This is a genomic window from Ruegeria sp. HKCCA5491, assembly GCF_013034565.1.
GTDB lineage: Bacteria > Pseudomonadota > Alphaproteobacteria > Rhodobacterales > Rhodobacteraceae > Ruegeria.
Window position 1 is genome coordinate 1 of record NZ_WQGG01000006.1, and the last position, 23123, is coordinate 23123.

At 56.1% G+C, this 23123-nt stretch carries 20 protein-coding genes and 1 riboswitch; of the genes, 7 read left to right on the forward strand and 13 right to left on the reverse strand.

Translation table 11 applies throughout. The features are described from left to right. Positions 1-23: 23 nt before the first annotated feature. From GOV88_RS20755 to GOV88_RS20480, 3 genes are all read right to left on the reverse strand, one after another. Positions 24-302, reverse strand: coding sequence for an Arm DNA-binding domain-containing protein (locus GOV88_RS20755; protein WP_371808227.1), 279 nt, complete (start codon positions 300-302; stop codon positions 24-26). A gap of 288 nt (positions 303-590) precedes the next feature. After that, positions 591-1805, reverse strand: a complete 1215-nt coding sequence (locus GOV88_RS09365; protein ID WP_171240242.1) for an McrC family protein — start codon at positions 1803-1805, stop codon at positions 591-593. 59 nt (positions 1806-1864) lie between these two features. Further along, positions 1865-4822, reverse strand: a complete 2958-nt coding sequence (locus GOV88_RS20480) for an AAA family ATPase (RefSeq protein ID WP_254449205.1) — start codon at positions 4820-4822, stop codon at positions 1865-1867. A gap of 456 nt (positions 4823-5278) precedes the next feature. On the opposite strand from GOV88_RS20480, the gene GOV88_RS09375 reads away from it, so the two are divergent. The 6 genes from GOV88_RS09375 (at position 5279) to GOV88_RS09395 (ending at position 13066) form a co-directional block, all read left to right on the forward strand. Further along, entirely contained in the window at positions 5279-5803 is a 525-nt protein-coding gene (locus GOV88_RS09375; RefSeq protein ID WP_171240243.1) for a hypothetical protein, read from the forward strand. A 309-nt stretch (positions 5804-6112) separates the two neighbouring features. Then, positions 6113-9127 (forward strand): UvrD-helicase domain-containing protein, encoded by a 3015-nt coding sequence (locus GOV88_RS09380; protein WP_254449211.1) that lies wholly within the window; start codon positions 6113-6115, stop codon positions 9125-9127. Between the two features lie 841 nt (positions 9128-9968). After that, positions 9969-10181, forward strand: a riboswitch (cobalamin riboswitch). 207 nt (positions 10182-10388) lie between these two features. Then, positions 10389-10520 carry a hypothetical protein gene (locus GOV88_RS20615; RefSeq protein WP_256367674.1) on the forward strand — a complete coding sequence of 44 codons (132 nt, stop codon included), beginning with the start codon at positions 10389-10391 and terminating at the stop codon, positions 10518-10520. Beyond that, on the forward strand, positions 10520-11278 hold the full coding sequence (locus tag GOV88_RS09385; RefSeq protein ID WP_171240244.1) for a metal ABC transporter ATP-binding protein: 759 nt from the start codon (positions 10520-10522) through the stop codon (positions 11276-11278). The genes GOV88_RS20615 and GOV88_RS09385 overlap by 1 nt, the downstream gene beginning before the upstream one ends. After that, positions 11271-12173 carry a metal ABC transporter permease gene (locus GOV88_RS09390; protein WP_217350996.1) on the forward strand — a complete coding sequence of 301 codons (903 nt, stop codon included), beginning with the start codon at positions 11271-11273 and terminating at the stop codon, positions 12171-12173. Before GOV88_RS09385 ends, GOV88_RS09390 begins: the two co-directional genes overlap by 8 nt. Next, on the forward strand, positions 12170-13066 hold the full coding sequence (locus tag GOV88_RS09395) for a metal ABC transporter solute-binding protein, Zn/Mn family (RefSeq protein ID WP_171240245.1): 897 nt from the start codon (positions 12170-12172) through the stop codon (positions 13064-13066). The genes GOV88_RS09390 and GOV88_RS09395 overlap by 4 nt, the downstream gene beginning before the upstream one ends. A 100-nt stretch (positions 13067-13166) precedes the next feature. Here GOV88_RS09395 and dxs read toward each other — a convergent pair whose 3' ends face one another. From dxs to GOV88_RS09425, 6 genes are read right to left on the reverse strand one after another with little or no spacing between them, the layout of a single operon-like run. After that, the gene (dxs, locus tag GOV88_RS09400) at positions 13167-15095 is read right to left on the reverse strand and encodes a 1-deoxy-D-xylulose-5-phosphate synthase (RefSeq protein WP_171240246.1); all 1929 of its coding nucleotides are present in this window, start codon (positions 15093-15095) and stop codon (positions 13167-13169) included. Positions 15096-15111: 16 nt separating this feature from the next. After that, the gene (locus GOV88_RS09405) at positions 15112-15978 is read right to left on the reverse strand and encodes a polyprenyl synthetase family protein (RefSeq protein WP_171240247.1); all 867 of its coding nucleotides are present in this window, start codon (positions 15976-15978) and stop codon (positions 15112-15114) included. After that, positions 15979-16221 carry an exodeoxyribonuclease VII small subunit gene (locus tag GOV88_RS09410; protein ID WP_171123978.1) on the reverse strand — a complete coding sequence of 81 codons (243 nt, stop codon included), beginning with the start codon at positions 16219-16221 and terminating at the stop codon, positions 15979-15981. Next, the gene (locus GOV88_RS09415) at positions 16218-17144 is read right to left on the reverse strand and encodes a histone deacetylase family protein (protein WP_171240248.1); all 927 of its coding nucleotides are present in this window, start codon (positions 17142-17144) and stop codon (positions 16218-16220) included. Before GOV88_RS09415 ends, GOV88_RS09410 begins: the two co-directional genes overlap by 4 nt. A 52-nt stretch (positions 17145-17196) precedes the next feature. Then, positions 17197-17898, reverse strand: a complete 702-nt coding sequence (locus GOV88_RS09420) for a response regulator (RefSeq protein WP_171240249.1) — start codon at positions 17896-17898, stop codon at positions 17197-17199. Then, entirely contained in the window at positions 17895-18407 is a 513-nt protein-coding gene (locus GOV88_RS09425; protein WP_171123984.1) for a MarR family winged helix-turn-helix transcriptional regulator, read from the reverse strand. Before GOV88_RS09425 ends, GOV88_RS09420 begins: the two co-directional genes overlap by 4 nt. Positions 18408-18567: 160 nt before the next feature. Here GOV88_RS09425 and GOV88_RS09430 point away from each other — a divergent pair, with 160 nt between their 5' ends. Next, a complete protein-coding gene (locus GOV88_RS09430) occupies positions 18568-19434 on the forward strand; it encodes a branched-chain amino acid aminotransferase (RefSeq protein ID WP_171212054.1) in 867 nt (288 codons plus the stop codon). 237 nt (positions 19435-19671) lie between these two features. On the opposite strand, the gene cobO is transcribed toward GOV88_RS09430, so the two are convergent. The 4 genes from cobO to aroC are packed head-to-tail and all read right to left on the reverse strand — an operon-like array spanning position 19672 to position 23056. Continuing rightward, positions 19672-20271, reverse strand: coding sequence for a cob(I)yrinic acid a,c-diamide adenosyltransferase (gene cobO, locus GOV88_RS09435; RefSeq protein ID WP_171240250.1), 600 nt, complete (start codon positions 20269-20271; stop codon positions 19672-19674). Between the two features lie 58 nt (positions 20272-20329). Continuing rightward, a complete protein-coding gene (locus GOV88_RS09440; protein WP_171240251.1) occupies positions 20330-21265 on the reverse strand; it encodes a DMT family transporter in 936 nt (311 codons plus the stop codon). Positions 21266-21297: 32 nt separating this feature from the next. Continuing rightward, positions 21298-21972, reverse strand: coding sequence for an HD domain-containing protein (locus GOV88_RS09445; RefSeq protein WP_171240252.1), 675 nt, complete (start codon positions 21970-21972; stop codon positions 21298-21300). After that, complete coding sequence (gene aroC, locus GOV88_RS09450; RefSeq protein ID WP_171240253.1) at positions 21956-23056, reverse strand: chorismate synthase; 1101 nt, start codon at positions 23054-23056, stop codon at positions 21956-21958. The genes GOV88_RS09445 and aroC overlap by 17 nt, the downstream gene beginning before the upstream one ends. Positions 23057-23123 lie beyond the last annotated feature (67 nt).

Below are 23123 nucleotides of genomic sequence, written 5' to 3' on the forward strand. Positions count from 1 at the left end.
AAACCCTCTCTTATCAAATCGACCTAAAATGTCCCATTGGCGCTGACGTCAGACACGCTCAGAATTCCAAGAGCACGCTTGCGAGCTTCATCCACGCTGATGACGTCTGCTCGCCCGATAGTCACTCGCCTAGTTCGGTTGTTCACTTGTCCTTCGGTGAAAAATACTTTGGATGCGGAGCCCACACGTACACCGAAGCCTTTGAGCGTTGTGTCTCTATACAAAACCTGCCCTTTCGCGGGATTATCAAGTGCTTCGACAGAGCGCTTAGTGAAGTGAAATGCGGGCATTTTTACCTCCATGAATCCTACATTCAATATGGGGTTTCTTCGAAAATATACAATGAAAATCAGATAGATAGATGATTCTGGGCGGCTCTGTCTGTCTGCGTCCAAGACGGTCCGACTTGCCTCTCGCGCGCGCACGCGCGTGAGGCCGGGTTTCAAGGATGGTGGTGTTAGAGTAACCCCTTCGAAAGGCCGGTCTTCGATTCTCGATCGACGGGCACCCTTCCGCCCATGACCTCGGGGCGCGGGACCTGCACCCCCTGCCTTTAACAAATACCCGTTGATGGGGTGGGGTGACCCGGTTTATCGATCCGCAGGGAATGACAAGAAGAGCCGACGAAGCTGATGGATCACCTGATTTGGACGACCTACGTCTACGCAAACCGCTTGTAGCAAGCGCTTCGTACCGGCCACATTCCATTCCTTCAATAGTCCCGGTTCGCCTAGGTGGCTGTCCCATGGGTAAAGTAGGATAAGCCGATCGGCATCGTAGGCATGAGCGTAAGCCAGCATCTGATAAACGTCTGACTGTGACACGTTCCGATTTCTTACGTCTTCAGTATCAAGACGTTTCCACTTCGTATCGAGGATCACGGGCCCATCTTCGGCCTCAACAACTACATCGGGTCTGAGTGAAAATGCCCCCGCTCCTCCTGGAAGGTGCCTCAAAGCATAATGCCTGCGATCTTGGAGTCGTACCGGCAATGGTGACAACGCGCGCTTTAAGCTTTTACCAATAAACTTCTCAAACAGGTCGTTCATCGGGAAGAGCAGAGAGAACCCTGACGGCCCACCAGAAACGGTACTTTGCCAATCGCCTGACAAGAACAATCTCGCCAAACCGTACACGCTATGGAATGCGGTATTCGTACGGTCTAAGCGAACCGGCTCTGCAAGCGGTCTAGCGCTGGTTCCCGCATGCTCAAGACGGCTTGCCAGCTCATCCAGCCGCCTGAGGTTGTCGGCAGTTCGAGCAAGTTTCGCTAACCGGAGTACCGCTGCCTTGAGAACCCGATTGATCGGAGTATTTTCACTTAGTTCGTCAAATCTGCACGCCAGCCGGTCCGGGCGCGCTGCGTGTATCGTCAACTGGCGCTTTACGAGCAGACTGCCGCGGAACACGGGAAGGTCGTCCTCTCGCTCTAGGTATTGCCGTGAAAGGCCGTGCTTAACTGCTGCAAGCAGTCTCTCGCAGAAAAGGCGGATTAGCAGTTCAAGCAAGTCGTGCCTTTGGGTTTGCAGAGAGGACAATTCCCCTTCGGAAACGCGCAAGTCATAGGCGACCGCAAGCATTCGGATTAATGCACCGCGAACAGCGCCGTCTTCGCCTTCAATCTTGGGGAGTATTTCAACGGTAAGGCCTGGGATCGACAGAATTCCCGTGACCTGCTGGGCTCTCAATCCATGATGGGTCCTGGTAAGCACGCCAGTTTCTGGAAGCCTTAGTTGGCGCGCAGCTTGTACAGCAACACCGTGTAACCTGTCGGCTTGAGACTCGCGAAGGCCGCCATCCTCCACGCGCAGTTCCTGCCATTCGCGCCGTGTAATGGTTGGTAGTGGTTTGGATCCTAGAGCCGTCATTCAGAATCAACCGGTTCCGCACCAGTAATGGCTTCCGCATAAGCCGCTAACCCGTATGAACCTTCGCTTAAGTAGCGATCCACAAACTTCCAGCGCTCCTCGCCATAGTCATCGATTCCGGGTGGTGTCGGGATCTTTTCACGCTGCAAGAAGCTGTCTCCACCGCCAAGCACGGCCCGAACACGATCAAGGTCCTCATGGAAGTATTCGCGCAGAAGAGGCATTATTTTTTTCGACATGACTGCATCGAGTTCAGGGAGAGTCGTTGCGCCCATCAACCACGCGTGACCAATGAGTTGGTCCGTTCCAAGGAACCACTCCAAACGGAAATTGATGCTTTCGAGCACAGAGGCGACATCAACGCCGTCAATCTCTTTGAGAACATTGGGCTTCGGTGGCATTTCTACGAAATGAAAGCGCCGTCGCAGGGCCGTGTCGAGCAGAGCAATTGACCTATCAGCCGTATTCATTGTTCCAATGATGTGAAGGTTTGGTGGCAGCGTGAATGCCTCGCCCGAGTGCGGCAGAGTCACAGAGATTTCGTTTTGTGCGCCGGATCTCTTGTCCTCTTCCAAAAGCGTTATGAGCTCACCCATAACCTTGGAAATGTTAGCACGGTTAATTTCGTCGATAATCAAAACATGGGGTGGTGGTGGAGCGGCCGATCTCTTTTCTTGGACATAAGGCACCAAAGCGTCCCAGTTAATCTGATTGTTATAGAGCTGATAGATCGGGTGCTGGGTGAAGTTCTTTGAGTAAATATCCTCTACGGCAATGCCGTCATCCGTTTCATCTTTCCAGAGCCACTTAACTGGGCGTCGATGGTGGTATTCATCAATGTCGCGAGGAACATACTCATAAGGTCCTGATACAATGCCTATCGCCTGTATCCGACGGTTTCCTCGACTTGCTAGAACGACATCGCCAGCCTGCATTGCAACGCGTATCTGTGACGTGAATACGATGTTGCCATGGCGCCCGTCAGTGTCTTCTTGCCCAGGCTCCTCTCGCCATCGATTTGCTATCGCTTCGTAGCTATCAAACTGCGGACCTGACCAGTCAATTTCGCCTCCATAACCCAAGAGGACATATCCATTCTTTAGACATTCATCGCGCAAATAATCGTCTTCGGGGTTATTGCTGCGCCCGAGTGAAACTTTAAAGACCTTCCGCCCTGAAGGGTCAAAAGTTTCTGCAGTCGTGCTCGGTAGTTTTCTTGCTCTGTCGGCGATCCTTTTGAGCACACCGTCCACGGGTTGAAGCCGAAAACCCGCGCTCGAGGTCTCGTCGTCGCTTTCACCCGTTTCTGGTCGTAGCCCTTCAACAAACTCTTCGTAGCCATACGTCTGGTGAAAAGTAACGAATTCGACCCGCTTTTGTTTTACGAGCTGGTCATAACGTTCCCGTAGCTCCCCATTTTCAGCGGGAGCCAGGTCATCACAGATTTCTACGGCGCGCCTTGCAGTGACATATGTCTTCCCAGTTCCCGGGGGTCCGTAGAAGATCGTATTGAGAGATTTGGTCTGCATTGTGCTCGTCTTTCGGCGTTTGACGGGGGTGGTCACATCGGGCAAATCAACCAGCTTTCTCCCTGCGGTCTTCTGATACGCCTTATTAAGCAGGGACACCAAAGACCGAGGCGCTTTGGATAAATACGCGCCTTGATTCAATTCGAGTTTCCGATTGTAGAACAGACCGTGGCCGTCTTCGGTATCCAAGAGGGCGCGCATTTCTGGTCCGATTTCCGCGTCCTTGAAGAACACATCGCGCGCTAGTTCTGGGTCCAGAGGTTCGAATTCACGTAGTTGGACACGATAGCCAGGTTGGCCTGCCCAATCGGTGTCTGGAAGGCCGACAAACTGATCATTCACCTCCTCAGCAACTACGGACTTGCCTGTGAAACCGAGGTTGTCTGTCAGGTGCAGAACGATATCACCAGGTGCCACCAAACGCATACTTGAATAGAAGTCACCACCGTTTTTGGCGCGTTGTGGCGACCAAAGTGCCTCGCCAAGACGGTGTTCCCCTGACTGACGATCAGGTCTGCTTTTGACGATCGTCTTCTCAATCCAAATGTTGGGACCCGCGGCGGGTTGCTCACTACCGGCACCGGTCTTGCGTTTTTTTGAATCTTTGTCCTCTTTTCCCCATCTGTCCCTTAAGTTCTTGTCATAAAAATCGATCCCTGTTGTGCCGTGCTCTGCTTCCAATTTCTTGCGGATTGAGAGAATGGTTTTGTCCAAATTGCATGGAGTTTTATCGACTTTAAAAAAGTCCTGATCCTGATCTAAGATTTCAGAAAAAGAACCATAGAGTTGCTTTTTGTGATTTCTGCTGCAAATCCGTTCGAAATATGACGGGTAGCAAAAATACAGAAACATGTGGCGAAACGCTCTAACCGCACTGCCATCATTACTTGCGACCCATTCACATAGCTCCCAGGGGGCGTCGTCCAGCAATGTCGAGCGGTTCTCGACCGGCATCTGTTTCCAAGCAACAAGCAACTCAGTAAGAAAGCCAAACTCATCGGGAATCTTTGTAAGAAATGCAGTCCCTGGGTTGGCGACCCCAGCCAATGCGTCTGCATTAAGGGCCGCAGTCTTAGGGAGCTGGTCACCCGAAAGCTCCCAGACCTCTCGAATGCGGTCCGTCTTGGTTGCGGCACCAAAGTAGCTATCGCCGACGAACATAAGCAACAACCACAACGCCTCGGCTGCGAGCTTAGCAACTTCCGGTCTTGCGCCTTCTAGCTGAAGGGCAAGTTTTTCATAGAATTTTTGATCACCCAAAATTGGGTTATCGACAAAATGTGTCCTTAGATCAGCGAAATTTTCGGTGGTCCAAAGTGCCTGATCTGAAAAAACGCTGCCACTGCCCTGCAGGCACCTGGATTTCCATGCGTCTGCCTGAGCAAGAACTGCCGGTGTTGTTTCATATCCCGTCCAAGTCGCCATTTTTAATCACAAATTTCCATTTTACTGCAATTTTGTGACAACTATAACGAGCCAAACGCGGCATGGTAGTAGATTATGCCGAACCCATATTGCGATGACGGCACCAAGGCCCAGCTCCATTCGCCAACTCGTTCGAACCTGGGATGGCTCGCCCACCGTAAGCGCCGTACGCCGTCGATGGGGTGGGGTTGCCCTGGTTTGCCGTGTTTACCGGGTTTGGTGCGGCTGGCAGTTGCACCTGTGGCTAACAAAACTGTGTATTGCGGTTCAGGTTAACATTTGGGCGCTTCGGGAGAGCCGTGCACAAGCTGTGATTACAGGTGAGGGGAATTGCGGCGACGGATAATGCAGGAAGCGCAAGCCAATCAAACCAATTGGGGGATTGTAAATGTTTACCTCTTGACGTGAGGCATGCGGCTCACTACATATGCCGAACCGCTACAATGGGAGGTCCCAATGCGCAGTATTGAAGTCGAAACCAGCGTATTCGCCTTGATCTGGGCGCTGCGAACAGACGGTGAAGAGTCTGAAAATGAAATACTTTCTAGAGTATTGCCGGATTACACGTTGATCAAAGACTCTGAAGCAAAAAATCTGGCGGCGGAGTCGGAAGGAACACATCCGAGATCCGAGTCTTTCTCACAACCAACCGATTCTTCCGAGTCTTTAGAGGTAAAAAGCTCTGAAAAGACTCTTGGTCAAACAATTGAGAAGGAGACTCCATTGGGAAAGATCCGCTGGGTAGATGACGTGTTCGAAGCAATTCGTAGACTCGGAGGCACTGCCACCCTGCATTCGATCTATAGGGAAGTAGAGAATATCCGCCAGAACGCTGGGCGCTCAGTTCCAAAGACGCTTGATGCAACTATTAGAAGGACGCTGGAAGATCACTCGTCCGACTCGGCCAACTATCGTGGGACTGATCTTTTCGCCAACGTTGGTCGCGGTGAATGGGCAATCCGGGGCGATCGTCGCGCTTAGCGCTGGCGCGTTGGTGCCTTTGGGAACGCACCTGCGCTTAGGTTGCTGCCTTACTGCCGTCTGATTTTGCTGTAGAAAATTGGCGATTAAGAACCGGAGTAATTGCGCACTATGGAACCAAAGAAGCGGAAAGAGATAGTGCGAAGCCGGCTTGCCGGCCTGGTAATGAGCCTTCTGGGGCACCGATACAGAGGAATCGCGCTTTCGAATACTGGGGTAACAATACTATCTAGAGCCCCCAGACAATATTCGTTCGCGGACATTACGCACCCCCTGCAAGTAACCAAGACCTTGGGGAAGTCGTCGGTGATGGTGACCATCAGGGGCGGTGAGGAGGTCAAAGTCGCCAGCTTTAAGAAGTCAGATGCAGCCGACTTCGTCACATCGGCCAACACTGCTTGGCGGAGACACTTTGTCGAGCAGGTCGACCACTCTGACGGAGAACTCCGCGCTCTGGCTGAAGCAGTTGGACGTTTGGATCAGCCGAAACGTTATCCATCAGCGTGCCTTCTCCAACCATTCTTGGAGCGCGCAAACGCTGTAGTTGAGAAACTGCCAGCCGAGATACCCAAAGGTGTCCTGCCACCTGAACAGCAGAAAATCCTGGATCGAGTTTGGAAGTTTCAGAGAGAGCCAGTGCAATTGCGCAACGCCGCAATCAAGATATTTACTGACGCGGAGCTCGGCCAATTCGAAGACTTCTTCAACACGATCGAGTCAAACCCACTGACGCCGGAGCAGCGACTGGCTGTTACTACCGACGAAGACGCGACGCTTGTTCTTGCTGGGGCAGGTTCCGGCAAGACAAGTGTAATCGTCGCCAAAGCCGCATACCTGATCAAAAGCGGTATTCGGCGACCAGACGAAATTTTGCTCATGGCATTCGGAAAAGATGCGGCCGCCGAAATGGCCACTCGCATCGAAGAGCGGGCAGGCGCGAAGGTGGACGCGCTGACCTTCCACGCACTTGGCAATAGTATCATACGCCAGGTCGAGAGCGGAGCTCCGGCGCTGGCGGCGCATGCAAGCGACGACAAGCAATTCACGGTGCTTCTACGGGACATTCTCTTCAACGACATTGCGGCGCAACCGGCGCTCGGTGCGCTGCTCCTAAAGTGGTTTTCGGAGTTCTATTGGCCCTACAAGAGCGAATGGGACTTCAAGACAAAGGACGAATATTATCAGTACGTTGAGTCGCATGAGCTTCGAACGCTGCAAGGCGAACTAGTGAAGAGCTTCGAAGAGTGGGAAATCGCCAATTGGCTCTACTTGAATGGCATAGCCTACGAATATGAGCCTGACTACGAACACGATCTCCCAGAGAACGACAGGACTGCCTACACACCGGACTTCCGACTTACTGAAAGCGGCGTCTATATTGAGCACTTCGGCGTTCGGAAGTCTCAAGGACCGAACGGAGAAGCCAGGCTTACAACTGCACCTCACGTCGATCGCACAGAATATCTTGAAGGCATGGAGTGGAAACGGAAGGTCCACGCCGAACATGAAACAACTCTGGTCGAAACTTTCAGCTACGAACGTGTTGAAGGTCGTCTGACAGAGACGCTGGAAGAGAAGCTTGCGCCCTACGCCACCCCCAACCCAATCCCACCTGAGCAGGTCTTCGAACAGCTGACGGAAATGGGTCAGGTAGACACCTTTACGCAAGTCCTAGGCACGTTCCTTCGGCACTTCAAAAGCTCTGGGACGAGTATTTCGAACTGTCTAGACCGGGCGAAAAGATCCCGTGATAAGGCGCGCGGCGCTGCGTTCTTAAAAATCTTCGAACCAGTACTTAACGCCTATCAAAATCGGTTGGGCGACCGCATCGACTTTGAAGATATGATCGTTCGGGCGACGGAGCATGTAAAAGCGGGTCGGTACAAGAGCCCCTACCGCCACCTTCTGGTGGATGAGTTTCAGGATATTTCCGAAGGAAGAGCGAGCCTGCTGAAGGCCCTCAAATCGCAACATCAAGACGCGCGGGTTTTTGCAGTTGGAGACGATTGGCAGTCAATCTATCGGTTCACTGGATCAGATATTCATCTGATGAGAGACTTCGGTGAAGAGTTTGGCGGCGTCTTCGCTGGGGCATCTGGTATACACAGCTCGGTTGATCTTGGGCGCACATTTCGAAGTGTCGACAAAATTGCCATACCCGCTCGAACATTCGTTCTTCAGAACCCGTCACAAATCACAAAACAAGTAATTCCGGCGGGTACATCAGAAATCCCGGCGATTAGGGTTGCACACTACGGGTGGGGTCAGGAGCTTGATGCACTCAAATCTGCTCTTGAAGATGTCGAAGCTGCCGCCAGCGGAAGCGAAACATCCGTTCTCTTGCTTGGTCGCTATAATTACTTGAGCCCAGAAGAGCTGCCCCAGCTGCGAAGGCGCTTTTCAAACCTCTCTCTAAAGTTCATGACGGTCCATCGCTCCAAGGGATTGGAGGCCGATCACGTGGTGATACTAAAAGCGGCCTCTGACCGCATGGGGTTTCCGTCTGAGATTGTGGACGATCCTTTGCTGGATCTCGTTCTTCCTAAGCCAGAGGAATACGACCACGCCGAGGAAAGGAGGCTGTTCTACGTCGCCCTAACGCGAGCTCGGAAAACCGTAACGGTTCTGGCAGATCGGCAAAGGCCTTCTGTCTTCGCGCGTGAGCTGATTGAAAACCCTGATTATGGAGCGGTTGAGCTCGGTGAAGCGGGCATTGCCGAACACCGATGCGGTGCATGCGGGGGCAGAATGCTCGCGCAAACCTCAAAGAAGGGGAACCCGTACTTCCAGTGCGAGCACCGAAAGCTCTGCGGTGAGACGCTTCGACCTTGCAACGTATGCGGCAAGGATCTCCCAGTCGCGGACAAAACCCAGCCCGGACAGCTGGCTTGCAGCTGTGGAGCAACTTTTCCAGCTTGCCCGGAATGCTCAGATGGTTGGCTGGTCGAGCGCCCAGGTAAGTGGGGTAAATTTCTTGGGTGTGTGAAGTATCCAGATTGTAAAGGGAAGCAGAGCATAAAGAGGTCAAATCATGCTCGCTTGGGGAGGGAAGGCCCAGGCTCGCCAAATCCGAACAACGATCCAAATCAACGCGCCTTACAAGAACTACTCGATAGAGCGCAGATCCGAAATGTTAAGGAACTGGTTGACTATGCTGCGTCTCGAGGATGGTCTTTTAAGAAGGACAAGAGGCGAGCGCCTGATGGCCGCTACATGATAGGAATTCGTACAGCCCCATACGAGATTTTCCGTGTTCGCACTGAATTTGACCCGTCTTCCGCATATCTTCCGAGATCGAAACACGGCCGAGCGCGAAAGAAATGAGCGATAGTGGGTGTTGCGGGTTCGCGGTGTACGAGAGGCTTTGAACCGCCAAGCAAAATTCTGGAAAATGGCGCTTGTGATTTCACCAGTTCGCTCGAGGTACCTCGCCAACTCCTTCGAAGCTGGGCACGCAGTTGGGCCGCCTGTCTCGACACCCGTCGATGGAGTAGGGTCACTAGTAGGGGATTAGTAGGGGATGTACGTCAAACGTTCTCTTCCATGGTCCAGCACCGTCCAAGATCGACACGATAATTAGTCAAGCAATCGTAATGAGTTATGTGGGTTCGGCGGGCCTGATCCGGTCACGTCCAACACATGGACGGTAAAATTCGTAAGGACAAGGTCGGGGGTTCGAGTCCCTCTTGAGGCACCACTCCTCTCAATTTCGATGCAAATTAGGATTTGGGATCAAGGCTTTCAGCCATTTTTCTTGGTGCCGGTTGCGTTTTCGACTTTGATAAATTCGGTCCGGGCTGCGGTCAGGATTAGCAATTGGGTAATCGCGGGGCATCGTAACAGCGCAAACCGCGGTAGTGCATACCGAACACTTAGATATAGTGGGTCTCAACGTCTGTTTCAGAAAAACGATTCGACAAGTTGGATCGCTGTCTTGCCCTTCATTAGTCGAAACTGCTTCAAGATCAGGTGTTCAACCTTGGCCGGAAGGGTCGAAGTTGAGAGGCAATGCCAAAGGAAAACCGCAACATGGCGTTTATTCTCGCATTTAACCTCTGTTCAGAGCGCATGTGGTCTTGGGGTCGGGCTTCCTTTTGTCGCGCCCCGCGCAGCGGCGTACAACTGCCAAGGCTGGGTGTGGACCCTTGCCGAATCGACCCGGTTCCTATTTTGTCGCCGGGATGGTTCCCGACCGCTGTTTGCGGGAAGGGATAAAAGGGAATACGGTGCGACCCGGTCAAATGGGTCAAGTCCGTGACTGCCCCCGCAACTGTAGGCGGTGAGCGACCCGAGATCGTCCACTGGGCATTTGTCTGGGAAGGATCGGGAAAGCGTAGACCCGTAAGTCAGGAGACCTGCCATCCGAATATTTAAGAACCTGGGCGGGGTGTCCCAGAGGGAGATGACAATGTTTCAAGCGGTTGTGCCGCCCGTTGTCTTGTACTCGCTTGTCCCCCGTCTGAATGAAGGAGGCGATGCGCATGTCATTGCATTACTGTCAGTTCAGGCCCTGCAGAATGTGCAGGGACATCGCCGCCTTGACGCTGTCTGATTACGCTTGCCTTATGCCCTGCGAGGCAACCCCATGACGCGCCGTTCGAATTATGCCGTGGGCCAACGCGGACGCTGCCTGACCGAGCTCAGCGTGCCGGTTCTGGTCGCGGGTGCCTTGGTGCTGTCTGCGCTGTTGTGGCTTGCGATTTACATGGTGATCTGATGACGGCCGTTCTGCAAATCCGCGATGTGACGCTTGGGTACCGCGAACTGACGTTGTTTCGCCGACTGACGATGGATATCGAGGCGGGAACAACCTTGGCTGTGTTAGGTGCCAACGGGTCAGGTAAAAGCACGTTTGTGAAAATGTTATTGGGCTTGATGGACCCGCTGTCGGGCAGCCTGAATTGGCCCAAGGGCCGCCCGCGCGAAATCGGTTACTTGGCACAAATGACAGAATTTGACCGGCGTTTCCCAATTCGCGTGCGGGACTTGGCGGCAATGGGTGCCTGGCGCGGGTTTGGATTTCGGTCGGGGCTGGACAATGCGGCACGTGACCGAATGACCGCTGCGCTGGACGAGGCCGGTGTTCTTGATATCGCTGACCGCCCAATTCACATGCTGTCAGGTGGGCAGTTGCAGCGCGCCCTGTTCGCGCGTGTCATTATGCAGGACGCACCGCTGATCCTGCTGGACGAGCCATTTGCAGCCGTTGACCAAAGCACCGAGGCGCATCTGCTGTCGATTATTCACCGCTGGCGTGACGAGGGACGCTCAGTCGTGTTGGTGGTGCACGACCTGTCTTCGGTGCTGGACCATTGCAGCCACGCCCTGTTGCTTGGCGGGCAAGAGGCCACGCATGGCCCGGTGGATGATGTACTGACGCCGGACCGTTTGGTGGCGCAGGGGTATCTGTCCGAAAGTCAGGCGTCCTGGATGTTCCGGTCCAGCCCAAAACCGCAGGAGCCCGCGCATGTTTGAACTGCTCAGCGAAATGTGGGGCTTCGCCTTTATGCGCCGTGCTTTCGTGGTCACGACCGTCTTGTCGGCTTCGGTTGCTCCGGTCGGGGCGTTTCTTGTTCTGCGGCGTCTGTCGCTGGCGGGCGAGGCGATGGCGCATGCGATCACACCGGGCATTGTCATTGGTTTCGTGACCGCTGGCCTGTCAGTCATGTCATTGCTGGTGGGCGGTCTGATCGCGGGCGTCGGTGTCGCAATGCTGACGGCGTTGTTGGCGCGCAGAACGATCCTGCGCAGCGACGCCAGCCTTGCGTCGCTCTATCTGATCGCGCTGGCGGTTGGGATATTCATTCTGTCTGCGGCGGGGTCGGCTGTTCCGTTGAAAAGCTTCCTGTTTGGCTCGATCCTTGGGATCGACGACGCGTCGATGCTGCTGGTGGGCGGTGTGGCGACCGTAACGCTGGTGGCCTTTGCCTTCCTTCTGCGGCCTTTGATTGTCAGCACCTGCGACCCGGTTTTCTTTGAAACTCAAACGCGGCGGCCTTGGCTGGTGGATCAGGGGTTCATGCTGCTGCTGGTGCTGAACCTGCTGGCCGCATTCAAGACTTTGGGCACGCTGATGGCCGTTGGTCTGATGATCCTGCCCGCAACAGCGGCACGATACTGGGCCAGTACGATTACAGCTCAGTTGGTTCTGGGCTTCGTTTTTGCGCTGTCCAGTTGCTGGATCGGGCTGACCCTGTCTTACCTGTTCCCAGAGACCCCGTCCGGACCGGCCATTGTTCTGGTCGCGGGCGGAATTTTCCTAGTCTCGGCCATCTTCGGCCCACTTGGTTTTGGCAAAAGAGCCCGCAAACCAGTCGTGTCCAACGACATTCCCGTTGCTCAGATTCAACAAGAAGAGAAAGCACAATGACTCTTATAAAATCGCTCTATGCCGGCATCGCCTCGGCTTCGTTTGCGTTGGTCGCATTTCCGGCCATTGCAGGTGAGGACGACGTCCAGATTGTCGCCAGTTTCTCGATCCTCGGGGACATGGTTGAAGAGGTCGTTGGCGATCTGGCCAACGTGACGACGATCGTTGGCCCCGATGCAGACGCGCATGTCTATCAGCCCTCGGTCGCCGACGCCAAAGCTGTCGCCAAGGCAGACATCATCTTTGTCAACGGTCTGGGCTTTGAAACATGGTCCGACACGCTCATTTCAGAATCGGGTACTGATGCCACGGTACACGTCGCCACCGATGGGATTACTCCGGTCAAGGTCGACGGCGAAATCGACCCGCATGCGTGGAACTCATTGTCGAACGGGGTGGTCTATGTGACCAATGTCGCGGATGTGTTGAAAGCTGCGATGCCTGAGCACGCGGATCAGATCGCGGCCAATGCTGACGCCTATATCGCAGAGCTTGAGGCGCTGGACGCAGAGACCAAATCCAAGTTGGCAGATTTGCCTGCGGACCGCCGCACCGTCGTGACCGCGCATGATGCGTTCGGATATCTGGCTGATGCCTATGGCCTGACCTTCCTGGCCCCTGTCGGGATCGACACCGAGGCGGAACCATCCGCAAAAGATCTGGCCATCCTGATCGACCAACTGAAGGCCGAAGGTGCAGCCGCTCTGTTCGTGGAAAACATCACCAGCCCCGCTCTGGTTCAGCAAATCTCGGACGAGACCGGCATTGTCATCGGTGGCCGCCTGTTTTCCGATGCGCTGTCCGAGCGGGGAGGCCCAGCGACCAGCTACCTTGCTATGTTCCAGCACAATCTGGGCACGCTGATGAACGCGCTGGGCGAACCCGCAAGCTGATTAGAAGTTTCTACGCGAGGAGGTCAGATTTACTGACGCCTCGCGGTTGAATTGAACCGGGGCCCGAAAGCTCCGGTTTTTGCTCTGCCGATTGGCCCGATTAGGCGCGCTTTTCACCGATTGTGGTGACGCCCAGCACCGAAAGCACCTTGGCTTCGATCTGTTCCGCGTTCATTCCCGCCACGGCATACATATCCGCCGGGCTTGCCTGATCAATGAAAATATCAGGCAGAACCATCGACCGATATTTCAGGCCGTGATCGAAGACGCCTTCGTCGGCCAGCAACTGCGCCACATGAGAGCCGAAACCGCCAATCGCACCCTCTTCGATGGTGATCAGCGCCTCGTGATTGGCCGCAAGGTCCAGGATAAGGTCACGGTCCAAAGGCTTGGCAAACCGGGCGTCCGCAATTGTCGGTGTGATCCCGCGCGCTGACAAAGCCTCAGCCGCTTTTTGCACTTCGGCCAATCGGGTGCCGAATGACAACAGCGCCACCCGCGCCCCTTTTTGGATCATACGTCCTTTGCCGATTTCCAGAACCTCGCCCCGTTCAGGCAGGTCAACCCCGACCCCTTCACCACGCGGATAGCGGAATGCGATTGGCCCGTCGTCATGAGCCGCTGCCGTGGCAACCATGTGCACCAGTTCGGCTTCGTCCGCGGCGGCCATGACCGTCATACCGGGAAGATTGGCGAGGTAGGCAATGTCGAATGACCCTGCATGGGTCGCCCCGTCTGCCCCTACAAGGCCCGCCCGGTCAATCGCGAACCGCACCGGAAGGCGCTGAATGGCCACGTCATGCACGACCTGGTCATAACCGCGCTGCAAAAAAGTCGAATACATCGCGCAGAAGGGCTTCATCCCGCCTGCAGCCAGCGCGGCAGCAAAGGTTACGCCGTGCTGTTCGGCTATCGCCACGTCAAAGCAGCGCGAGGGGTAGCGTTCGGCAAACAGGTTCAGGCCGGTTCCATCCGGCATCGCGGCAGTGACGGCAACGATCTTGTCGTCCCGCGCGGCCTCATCCACCAGCGTGTTGCCAAAGACCGAGGTATAAGACGGCGCGTTTGACGGTGCTTTCTTCTGTTTTCCGGTCACGACATCAAACTTGGCCGTTGCATGGCCCTTGTCGCGGGCTTGCTCTGCCGGAGCGTATCCCTTGCCCTTTTTGGTCAGCACATGGATCAGGATCGGGCCAGTCGCGCGCGCTTTGACCGTGCGTAGAACTGGCAGCAACTGGTCCATATCGTGACCATCAAGCGGGCCGATATAGGAAAACCCCAACTCCTCGAACAAGGTGCCGCCGACTGCCATGCCCTTGAGCATTTCCTTGGCTCGTTTCGCGCCCTCGCGGAAAGGCTCTGGCAGCAGAGAAACTGCACCTTTTGCCGCCGCTTTCAGATCGTGAAACGGAGCCTCGGCATAAATTCGGGACAGGTAATTGGACAGCGCGCCGACCGGGGGGGCGATGCTCATCTCGTTGTCGTTGAGGATCAGGATCAGGCGTTTCTTAAGGTGGCCCGCGTTGTTCATCGCCTCGAACGCCATGCCCGCCGACATCGAACCGTCGCCGATCACGGCGATCGCGTCGCCCAATCCTTCGGGCGTGACACCGCCCAGATCGCGCGCGACCGAGAACCCGAGTGCCGCACTGATCGAGGTCGAGCTATGCGCCGCGCCAAACGGGTCATATGGGCTTTCGCTGCGCTTGGTGAAGCCGCTCAACCCGTCTTTCATGCGCAAAGTACGGATGCGGTCGCGCCGTTCGGTCAGGATTTTATGCGGATAGCACTGATGCCCAACGTCCCAGATGATCTTGTCGCGCGGTGTATCGAACACGGCGTGCAGCGCTGTGGTCAGTTCCACCACACCCAGCCCTGCACCCAAATGCCCGCCCGTGACCGAAACGGCCGAGATCGTTTCCGCTCGCAGTTCATCCGCAACCTGACGTAGCTGCGCGTCCGAGAACTGCTTCAGGTCCGCGGGGCGGCTCACGAGGTCCAGCAAGGGCGTGTTCGGGCGATCTGACATTTGGCGCGTTCCTGGCTTAGCTGTCCCGGGCAATAACGAAGCGCGCGGCGTCCTTCAAGGTTTCCGCGGTTGACCCATAGCCTTCAAGTGCGTCGCAGGCCCGATCCACCAGCTCGGCCGCCCGGCTTTTGGCGGTATCCAAACCCAGCAGCGACACAAAAGTTGCCTTGCCTGCCTCTGTATCCTTTTGAAGACGCTTTCCGGCGATTGCCGCGTCTCCTTCAATATCCAAGATGTCGTCAGCGATCTGAAAAGCAAGTCCAAGATCCCGCGCGTATCGGCGCAGGGGTTCGGGATCCGCGCCAGCCAAACGCGCACCGGCGCAGGCCGACCATTCAATCAACGCACCGGTCTTGCCAGCCTGAAGCCGGGTAATCTGATCCAGCGATAATGGCGATTTCGCGGTTTCCGCAGCAATGTCAAGCGCCTGACCCAGCACCATGCCCTGCACACCGCTTGCCTTGGCCAAAGTCAGTACCAATTCTGCGCGAGCCTCGGCCGATCCGACCTCGGGTCGGGCGCACAGCTCAAATGCTAGCGTCTGCAATGCATCCCCGGCCAAAACCGCCGTTCCCTCATCCCATTTCACATGGACCGTCGGACGCCCCCGGCGCAGATCATCGTCATCCATGCAAGGTAGATCATCGTGAACCAGCGAATAGGCGTGCAGCGCTTCTATCCCCGTTGCGGGCCAAATGGCCTGCGCCGGGTCCACACCGTGCAGCCGCGCGCTTTCCAGAACAAGAAATCCACGCAGCCTCTTGCCGCCTTCGGTGGCATACGCCATCGCATGGGTCACATCCAGATCATCCAGCCCGCCCAGAACCAGATCGAACTGCTTCTGAATCCGCGCGGCATCCCGTGCCAGAATGTCCTGAAACATTTACAGGCCTTCGACAGGAGTCGTCCCGGTTGGTTGACCGTCCGCATCCAGCGTGATCGCGGCCACCTTTTCTTCAGCCCGCTTCAATTCGTCCTCGCAGCGCTTTTTCAAGGCGGCACCGCGCTCATACAGGGCAATGGACTGATCCAACGCCACATCGCCTCGTTCAAGTTGACCAACAACGGCCTCAAGCTCTTTCATCGCTTGCTCAAATGTCATCTGATCTACAGGGGTATCGGTCATCGGGCTGCCTTCATCAATTCTTCCACATGGGCACGTGTGGCCTCGGCCAGTGCGTTCAGATCATACCCGCCTTCCAGAGTCGAGACGATACGCCCGTTACAACACTCATCCGCGATCTTGCACAGCTCGGCCGTGATCCACGCAAAATCGTTGGTCGACCAGTTAAGCTCTGCCAAAGGATCATCCTGATGCGCATCGAAACCCGCCGAGATGATGATCAGTTCTGGCTTGAATGCCCGTAGCCGCGGGAAGGCTTGGGCTTCGTAGGCTGCGCGCATCTCTGCTCCGCCGGACCGAGGCGGCAGCGGAATATTCAAAACCGTATCGTAGGCTCCGGTTTCATCAGGACGTCCCGTACCGGGCCACAACGGCATCTGCTGGCTGGTTATGACCAAAGCACGCGCCTCATCCCACAGTAAGTCCTGCGTGCCATTTCCGTGGTGCACATCGAAATCTACCACTGCCACGCGTTTCAACCTGTGGTGATCCAGCGCATGTTTGGCAGCCAGCGCCGCATTGCCGAACAGACAAAACCCCATCGCCGTCTCGGACTCGGCGTGGTGCCCCGGCGGACGGATTGCGCAAAATGCATTCGGAGAGTCACCGCCCAGAACAAGGTCGACCGCCCGAACGACAGCACCCGCTGCACGATACGCCGCATCCACCGATCCCGGAGACATGAAAGTGTCGCCGTCAATCTGCCTGTATCCTTCAGTCGGGCGGCTGCTGCGGATACTCCGTATGTGGCTTTCGGGGTGAATGCGCAGCAGGTCATCATCCGCGGCAAGCGGAGACGTCCTTCGGTCCAAATCCAGCGATTCCAGCGCATGAAGAACACGCTCAAGCCGCGCGACCCGTTCGGGATGTCCGTCCGGGGTCATATGTTCAAGGCAATCCGCGTGGGTCAAAAGAGCAGTCTTCATCAGGCTAAAAATATCCTCGCCGAAGGCATAAAATCGCCGCGCAGCGGCAAAATCAATCCGGGGCCAACATATAACCCGCCCCACGGACTGTCTGCAGATAGCGGGGTTGCTTTGGGTCCTGTTCGATCTTGCGTCGCAGACGTGTGATCTGAACATCCACCGCGCGTTCCTGTGCCTGCCCCTTGTCGCGGCCCAGATCTTCGACCAGCTTGGCGCGGCTTATGGGTTCTCCGGGCTGCGCCGAGAAAATCTTCATCAACTGGCTTTCGGTTGCGGTCAGACGAACTGGGTCTTCGCCCTGCCACATCTCTCCGCGCTCCACGTCGTACCGGATCGGCCCAAGGATCAGGATTTTGCTTGCCGTTTCCTGTGCAGGTGTTTCGGGCATCCGCCGCAAAATTGCGTTGATGCGCAACAACAGCTCCTTCGGCTCGAACGGTTTGGCCAGATAGTCGTCGGCCCCGGCCTCAAGCCCCGCAATCCGGTGTTCGGTTTCACCGCGCGCCGTCAACAGCAGGATCGGGGTTGCGTGTGTCTCTCGCAGCGCCTTGGTCAGGCTGACGCCGTCTTCTCCGGGCATCATGACATCCAGAACGATCATGTCGAAATCCAGGCCTGACAAGACCCGCCTCGCATGGGCGGCGTTCCGCGCGGCTGTGACAAGAAAACCGTTCCGCATCAAAAACTTCTTGAGCAGATCACGAATGCGCTCGTCATCGTCAACAATCAGCAGATGGGCGTCCATATCGCTCATGAGGTGGTATCCCGCAGTTTCTTATAGGCATGACGCATATCAGCATCCATCATCGCTTCAAGCACTTTGCGAAAACCTGAAACGGCCTCGGGGCCGGCGTCCTTATAGGCGGCGCGCATCCGTACGCGTTGGGCTTCGGACAATCTGGCCTCCAGCTCCTCTCCCTTATCGGTTAAGAATAGGTGTCTTTCACGTTTGTCCACTGTTCCAACGCGACTTTCCACCAGGCCGTCGTCAATCAGGGTGCGCAGGACGCGGTTCAAGGACTGTTTGGTAACACCGAGAATCGCCAGCAGGTTATTTACGGTCGTCCCCGGTGCTCGGTTGATAAAGTGGATGGCCCGGTGATGCGCGCGGCCATAGGCCAGCTCTGACAGGATGCGGTCCGGGTCCGCTGTGAATCCGCGATAGGCGAAGAACATGGCTTCGATACCCTGCCGCAGTTGTTCATCCGTCAGAAACAACAGGCTTTCACCGCCAAAGACCTGGGCGGGACGGGTGTCGGACATATCATGCCTCATTGGTTACTCAAGGCCGAGTTTATGTCAGCGTTATTGACATTCCAAGAGTGGACAGGTATCGAATCGCAGTTTTTGCGCAACATTATGTCCGCTTCGGACTTAATTAGCGCAATAATTGAAAAACCAAGCCCGATTCAGGAGGTTGCGCATGGCGGGGTATGACGATCGTGACGGTGTCATCTGGTTGGATGGTGAACTGGTGCCATGGCGCGATGCCAAGGTCCACATCCTGACACATGCAATGCACTACGCCTCGTCCGTCTTTGAAGGTGAGCGTGCCTATAACGGTAAGATTTTCAAAAGCCGTGAGCATTCGGAACGTCTGATCGCCTCGGCCGAGGCGCTGGATATCCCGATGCCGTATACGGTCGATCAGATCGAAGCCGCAAAGGAAGAGGCGTTGAAAGCCAGCGGGTTGCAGGACGCCTATATCCGGGCGCTGGTCTGGCGCGGGTCAGGTGATGACATGGGCGTGGCATCGGCCAAGAACCCAGTACGTATGGCCGTGGCTGTGTGGCCATGGGGGGCATATTACGGCGATGCCAAGATGCAGGGTGCCAAGCTGGATATCGCTGAATGGAAACGCCCCAGCCCCGAAACCATCCCGGTTCACGCCAAGGCTGCGGGTCTGTACATGATCTGCACCATCTCCAAGCACAAGGCCGAGGCCAAGGGCTGTTCGGACGCACTGTTCATGGATTACCGGGGCTATGTCGCCGAAGCGACCGGTGCCAACGTGTTTTTCGTCAAAGATGGCGAGGTTCACACACCGTTGGCCGATTGCTTCCTGAACGGCATCACTCGTCAGACCGTGATCCAGATGCTGAAAGACAAGGGCATCAAGGTTCACGAACGCCACATCATGCCCGAAGAGATGGCTGATTTTGAACAATGCTGGCTGACGGGCACAGCCGCCGAGGTCACCCCGGTTGGTCAGATCGGCGACTACACGTTCGAAGTCGGTGATATCACGCGTGAGATTGCACAGGATTACGAGTCGCTTGTACGCGCGTGATCTGAAAAACCTGAAAGAACCAAAACCCTCGCTACTGCGGGGGTTTTTCTTTGCCCACGGTTAGAGGTCTGGTGCAGATCGCCCCTTTGGTTGGGCGGTGTTGCAAGTGAGCGTTCGATCAATTCGCTCTGATGCTGAACTGTGGTTCGTCACGCTGAACCCCAAGCCCAAAGCGATCTGATCGAAACCTTGCATTCCCCCGGGCAGTGGTCGGGGGCTGCAATGCGGTTCTAATCCTCAGAAATCCACGCCGCGCTGGGCTTTTATCCCAGCTTGGAACGGGTGTTTTTCTTCGGTCATTTCCGTCACCAGATCGGCATAGTCGCGCAGGGCTTGCGGTGCGTCCCGGCCAGTCAGAAATACGCTGGTCTTGTCTGATCGCGAGTTCAGCCCATCAATCACTTGCTCGACTGACAAATATTCATACCGCAAGGCGATGTTGATTTCGTCCAGAACCACAAGGTCATAGTCACCGCTGGCCATCAGCGCCCGTGCCTTGTCAAACGCGGCATTGGCAGCGGCGATGTCGCGTTCACGATCTTGCGTATCCCAGGTAAAGCCCTCACCCATTGTGTGCCATGTCACCAAATCGCGCTCTTCAAAAAAGCGACGCTCGCCGGTTTTCCACTTTCCCTTGATAAATTGCACCACGGCGACTTTCTGACCCCATCCGAGCGCGCGGATGACAACTCCTAAGGCGGCAGATGACTTGCCTTTGCCTTTGCCTGTGTTGATCAGCACCAAGCCGCGCCCGGGATCGACGGCCTCGGACACCTTTTTGCGGTGCTTTGCCTGCACCTTTTGCATCTTTTCCTTGTGATCTTCTGCGTCGCTCATCTTGGGACCCTTATTTGGTGTTGGCCCCAAATTAGGTGAAGTTCGAAAAAGGTAAAGATCAGGCTTTGGGATCTGTCGCCTGACGCGCCTTTTCGCGTCCAATCCCAAGTTGGCGCTCGCGCAAGATGACAACCACATTACCGGCGATCACAAGTGCGGCCCCGCCCAGCATTACCAGCGTCGGCAGTTCATCGAACCAGATATACCCGATCAATACGGCAAATAGCATCGTGGTATAGTCATAGGGCGCAAGCATTGAGGCCTGTCCGAACTTGTAGGACGTGGTCACCAGAATCTGCGCGACCCCGCCGGTTAGGCCCATAACGACCAGTATTAGAGTCTGTTCCAGCGTTGGCATCGTCCACCCCCAAAAGGCGGTTAACGCAGACAGAAGGGTAGCCGTCAGCGAGAAATAGAAGACCACTGCCGCAGGATGGTCCACTTGAACTAATTGTCGGATATGTATTTGCACAAAGGCCCGCGCCATGGTCGACGCCAACACGCACAGCGCCCCGATTGTGGCGGCCGTGTCCATGTTGTTGCCGCCCAGACGCGGCCAGATCATGATCAGAACCCCCAGCAGTCCCAAAGCCACGGCGCCGATACGGATCATGCGAATGCGTTCCCCCAGCATGATTGCAGCCAGAATCAGGGTGAAGATCGGCGTGGCGTAGCCAATGGCTGTAACTTCGGGCAAGGGCAGCAGACTGAGGCCGGTAAAGGTCAGCCCCATGGCGCTGGTGCCCAAAACACCGCGCCAGAAGTGGCCCATGGGCTTCTTGACCACAAGGCCTTGCGAAAGCTCTCCGCGCCAGGCCAGCCAGCCTATGATGACCGGCACGGCAAAGAGCGAGCGAAAAAACACCATTTCTCCGGGTGGGAAGGTGTCAGACAAGGCTTTGACCAGGGCCTGCATCGACGTGAACAGAACCAGGGCGCTGAGTTTCAGCGCCACAGCCAGAAGTGGTTTGTTTGACGTTAGGGGGTCAGCCATCGGCGCGACCCTGCGCCTTTGGCGGGCAAAGATCAACGCGTGGAATTTAGTTGCGACCAGTCCGACGGAAGCGGATGGCCGATTTCCTCGGCGAATTCGGTCAGGAAGCGGATCATACGTTCGGCCCGTTTTCGGGCAAGGGCCTTGCCGCGTTTCGTCAGCATATCTGCCGGAAGTTTCAGTAACTTGACCTTCCAGTGGTCGACCGAGAAATGCAGATCATCCAGTGACCGGGATTCTGCAAATGGATCTGCCGGATCGTAGAGTGACCGCCCCAACGCGCCTGAAACCGAGAAGTTGCGCGCAACACCGATGGCCCCCAGCGCATCCAGCCTGTCGGCGTCGCGCAGAATACAGGCTTCTGCGGTTTCAGGGGGGATATTTGCGGAAAAACTATGGGCTGCAATGGCGTGTCGCGTGGCTTTGATTTCCTCGGGCGTATAGCCGAAATTGTCCAGTATAGGCTCTGATTCTTCAGCGGACCGACGGGACGCAAGGTGGCGATCCGGGTCGTTCTTGGGCAGGTTGACCAGATCGTGCAAATAGCTGGCCGCCAGCAGGACGCGCATATTGGTTGTTTCGTCCGAAATGGCCTGCGCGTTCACCCAGACACGGTCCAGATGCGCCAGATCATGCGCCGGGTCGGTCTCCATGCGTTGCACGACAATGCCGCGCAACCGGTGGCGCAGATCAGCCGATATGTCCACGGTTCTCGCCAATCTGACCGCGATGCAGAAGTAAATGGTCCAGGATCACGCAGGCCATCATCGCCTCGCCCACAGGCACCGCACGGATGCCGACACAGGGGTCGTGGCGGCCCTTGGTGATGATTTCGGTCTCTTCGCCCGACTTGGTGATCGTCTTGCGCGTGGTCAGGATCGACGAAGTGGGTTTGACTGCAAACCGCACCACGATGTCCTGCCCGGTCGAGATGCCGCCCAATATGCCGCCCGCGTGGTTTGAACTGTATTGCGGGCCGTTCTGACCCATGAAGATCTCATCGGCATTGGCCTCACCCGTCAGTTCGGCGGCGGCCATACCCTCGCCGATCTCGACCCCTTTGACGGCGTTGATCGACATCATCGCGGCGGCCAGATCAGTGTCTAACTTGGCATAAACCGGTGCGCCGATCCCAGCGGGAACGCCGCGCGCCACCACCTCGACAATTGCACCGACCGAGTTGCCGGACTTGCGCAGATCGTCCAGATAGGCTGCCCAATCGTCAGCAGCTTGGGCATCGGGGGTCCAGAACGGGTTCTGTTCAATCTGCGACCAGTCGAAATTGGTACGGTCGATTTTGTGCGGGCCGATCTGGGTCATGTAGCCGGTGATCTGCACGTTGGGCGCGATCTGTTTGATCGCCTCGCGCGCTAGCCCTCCGGCCGCGACCCGCGATGCGGTTTCGCGAGCCGAGCTGCGCCCACCGCCGCGATAGTCGCGGATGCCGTATTTCTGCCAATAGGTGATATCGGCGTGACCCGGACGGAACTTGTCCATGATGTCGCCGTAGTCCTTGGAGCGTTGATCGGTATTCTCGATCATCAACTGTACGGGCGTTCCAGTGGTTTGGCCTTCGAACACGCCGGACAGGATTTTCACTTGATCCGGCTCGCGCCTTTGCGTGGTGAATTTGTTCTGCCCCGGCTTCCGCTTGTCCAGCCAGTGCTGGATCATAGTTTCGTCAATGGTGACCCCGGGAGGGCACCCGTCCACTGTCGCCCCCAATGCGGGGCCATGGCTTTCACCCCAGGTGGTGACGCGGAAGAGGTGTCCAAAGCTGTTCATCGACATGGGGCGTGCTCCTTTGAGGGTTGTGATTAGCGGGGAGAGCCTTGGGCCTCAAGCGGATTTGCGTTTG

Bases quoted from the DNA above. Each gene is read 5' to 3' on its own strand.
- GOV88_RS20755 (WP_371808227.1), bottom strand. From the start codon at position 302: ATGGAGGTAAAAATGCCCGCATTTCACTTCACTAAGCGCTCTGTCGAA.
- GOV88_RS09375 (WP_171240243.1), top strand. From the start codon at position 5,279: ATGCGCAGTATTGAAGTCGAAACCAGCGTATTCGCCTTGATCTGGGCG.
- cobO (WP_171240250.1), bottom strand. From the start codon at position 20,271: ATGAGCGACGCAGAAGATCACAAGGAAAAGATGCAAAAGGTGCAGGCA.
- GOV88_RS09405 (WP_171240247.1), bottom strand. From the start codon at position 15,978: ATGTTTCAGGACATTCTGGCACGGGATGCCGCGCGGATTCAGAAGCAG.
- GOV88_RS09390 (WP_217350996.1), top strand. From the start codon at position 11,271: ATGTTTGAACTGCTCAGCGAAATGTGGGGCTTCGCCTTTATGCGCCGT.
- GOV88_RS20480 (WP_254449205.1), bottom strand. From the start codon at position 4,822: ATGGCGACTTGGACGGGATATGAAACAACACCGGCAGTTCTTGCTCAG.
- GOV88_RS09410 (WP_171123978.1), bottom strand. From the start codon at position 16,221: ATGACCGATACCCCTGTAGATCAGATGACATTTGAGCAAGCGATGAAA.
- GOV88_RS09415 (WP_171240248.1), bottom strand. From the start codon at position 17,144: ATGAAGACTGCTCTTTTGACCCACGCGGATTGCCTTGAACATATGACC.
- dxs (WP_171240246.1), bottom strand. From the start codon at position 15,095: ATGTCAGATCGCCCGAACACGCCCTTGCTGGACCTCGTGAGCCGCCCC.
- GOV88_RS09440 (WP_171240251.1), bottom strand. From the start codon at position 21,265: ATGGCTGACCCCCTAACGTCAAACAAACCACTTCTGGCTGTGGCGCTG.
- GOV88_RS20615 (WP_256367674.1), top strand. From the start codon at position 10,389: ATGACGCGCCGTTCGAATTATGCCGTGGGCCAACGCGGACGCTGCCTG.
- GOV88_RS09420 (WP_171240249.1), bottom strand. From the start codon at position 17,898: ATGAGCGATATGGACGCCCATCTGCTGATTGTTGACGATGACGAGCGC.
- GOV88_RS09385 (WP_171240244.1), top strand. From the start codon at position 10,520: ATGACGGCCGTTCTGCAAATCCGCGATGTGACGCTTGGGTACCGCGAA.
- aroC (WP_171240253.1), bottom strand. From the start codon at position 23,056: ATGTCGATGAACAGCTTTGGACACCTCTTCCGCGTCACCACCTGGGGT.
- GOV88_RS09425 (WP_171123984.1), bottom strand. From the start codon at position 18,407: ATGTCCGACACCCGTCCCGCCCAGGTCTTTGGCGGTGAAAGCCTGTTG.
- GOV88_RS09430 (WP_171212054.1), top strand. From the start codon at position 18,568: ATGGCGGGGTATGACGATCGTGACGGTGTCATCTGGTTGGATGGTGAA.
- GOV88_RS09395 (WP_171240245.1), top strand. From the start codon at position 12,170: ATGACTCTTATAAAATCGCTCTATGCCGGCATCGCCTCGGCTTCGTTT.
- GOV88_RS09380 (WP_254449211.1), top strand. From the start codon at position 6,113: ATGGTGACCATCAGGGGCGGTGAGGAGGTCAAAGTCGCCAGCTTTAAG.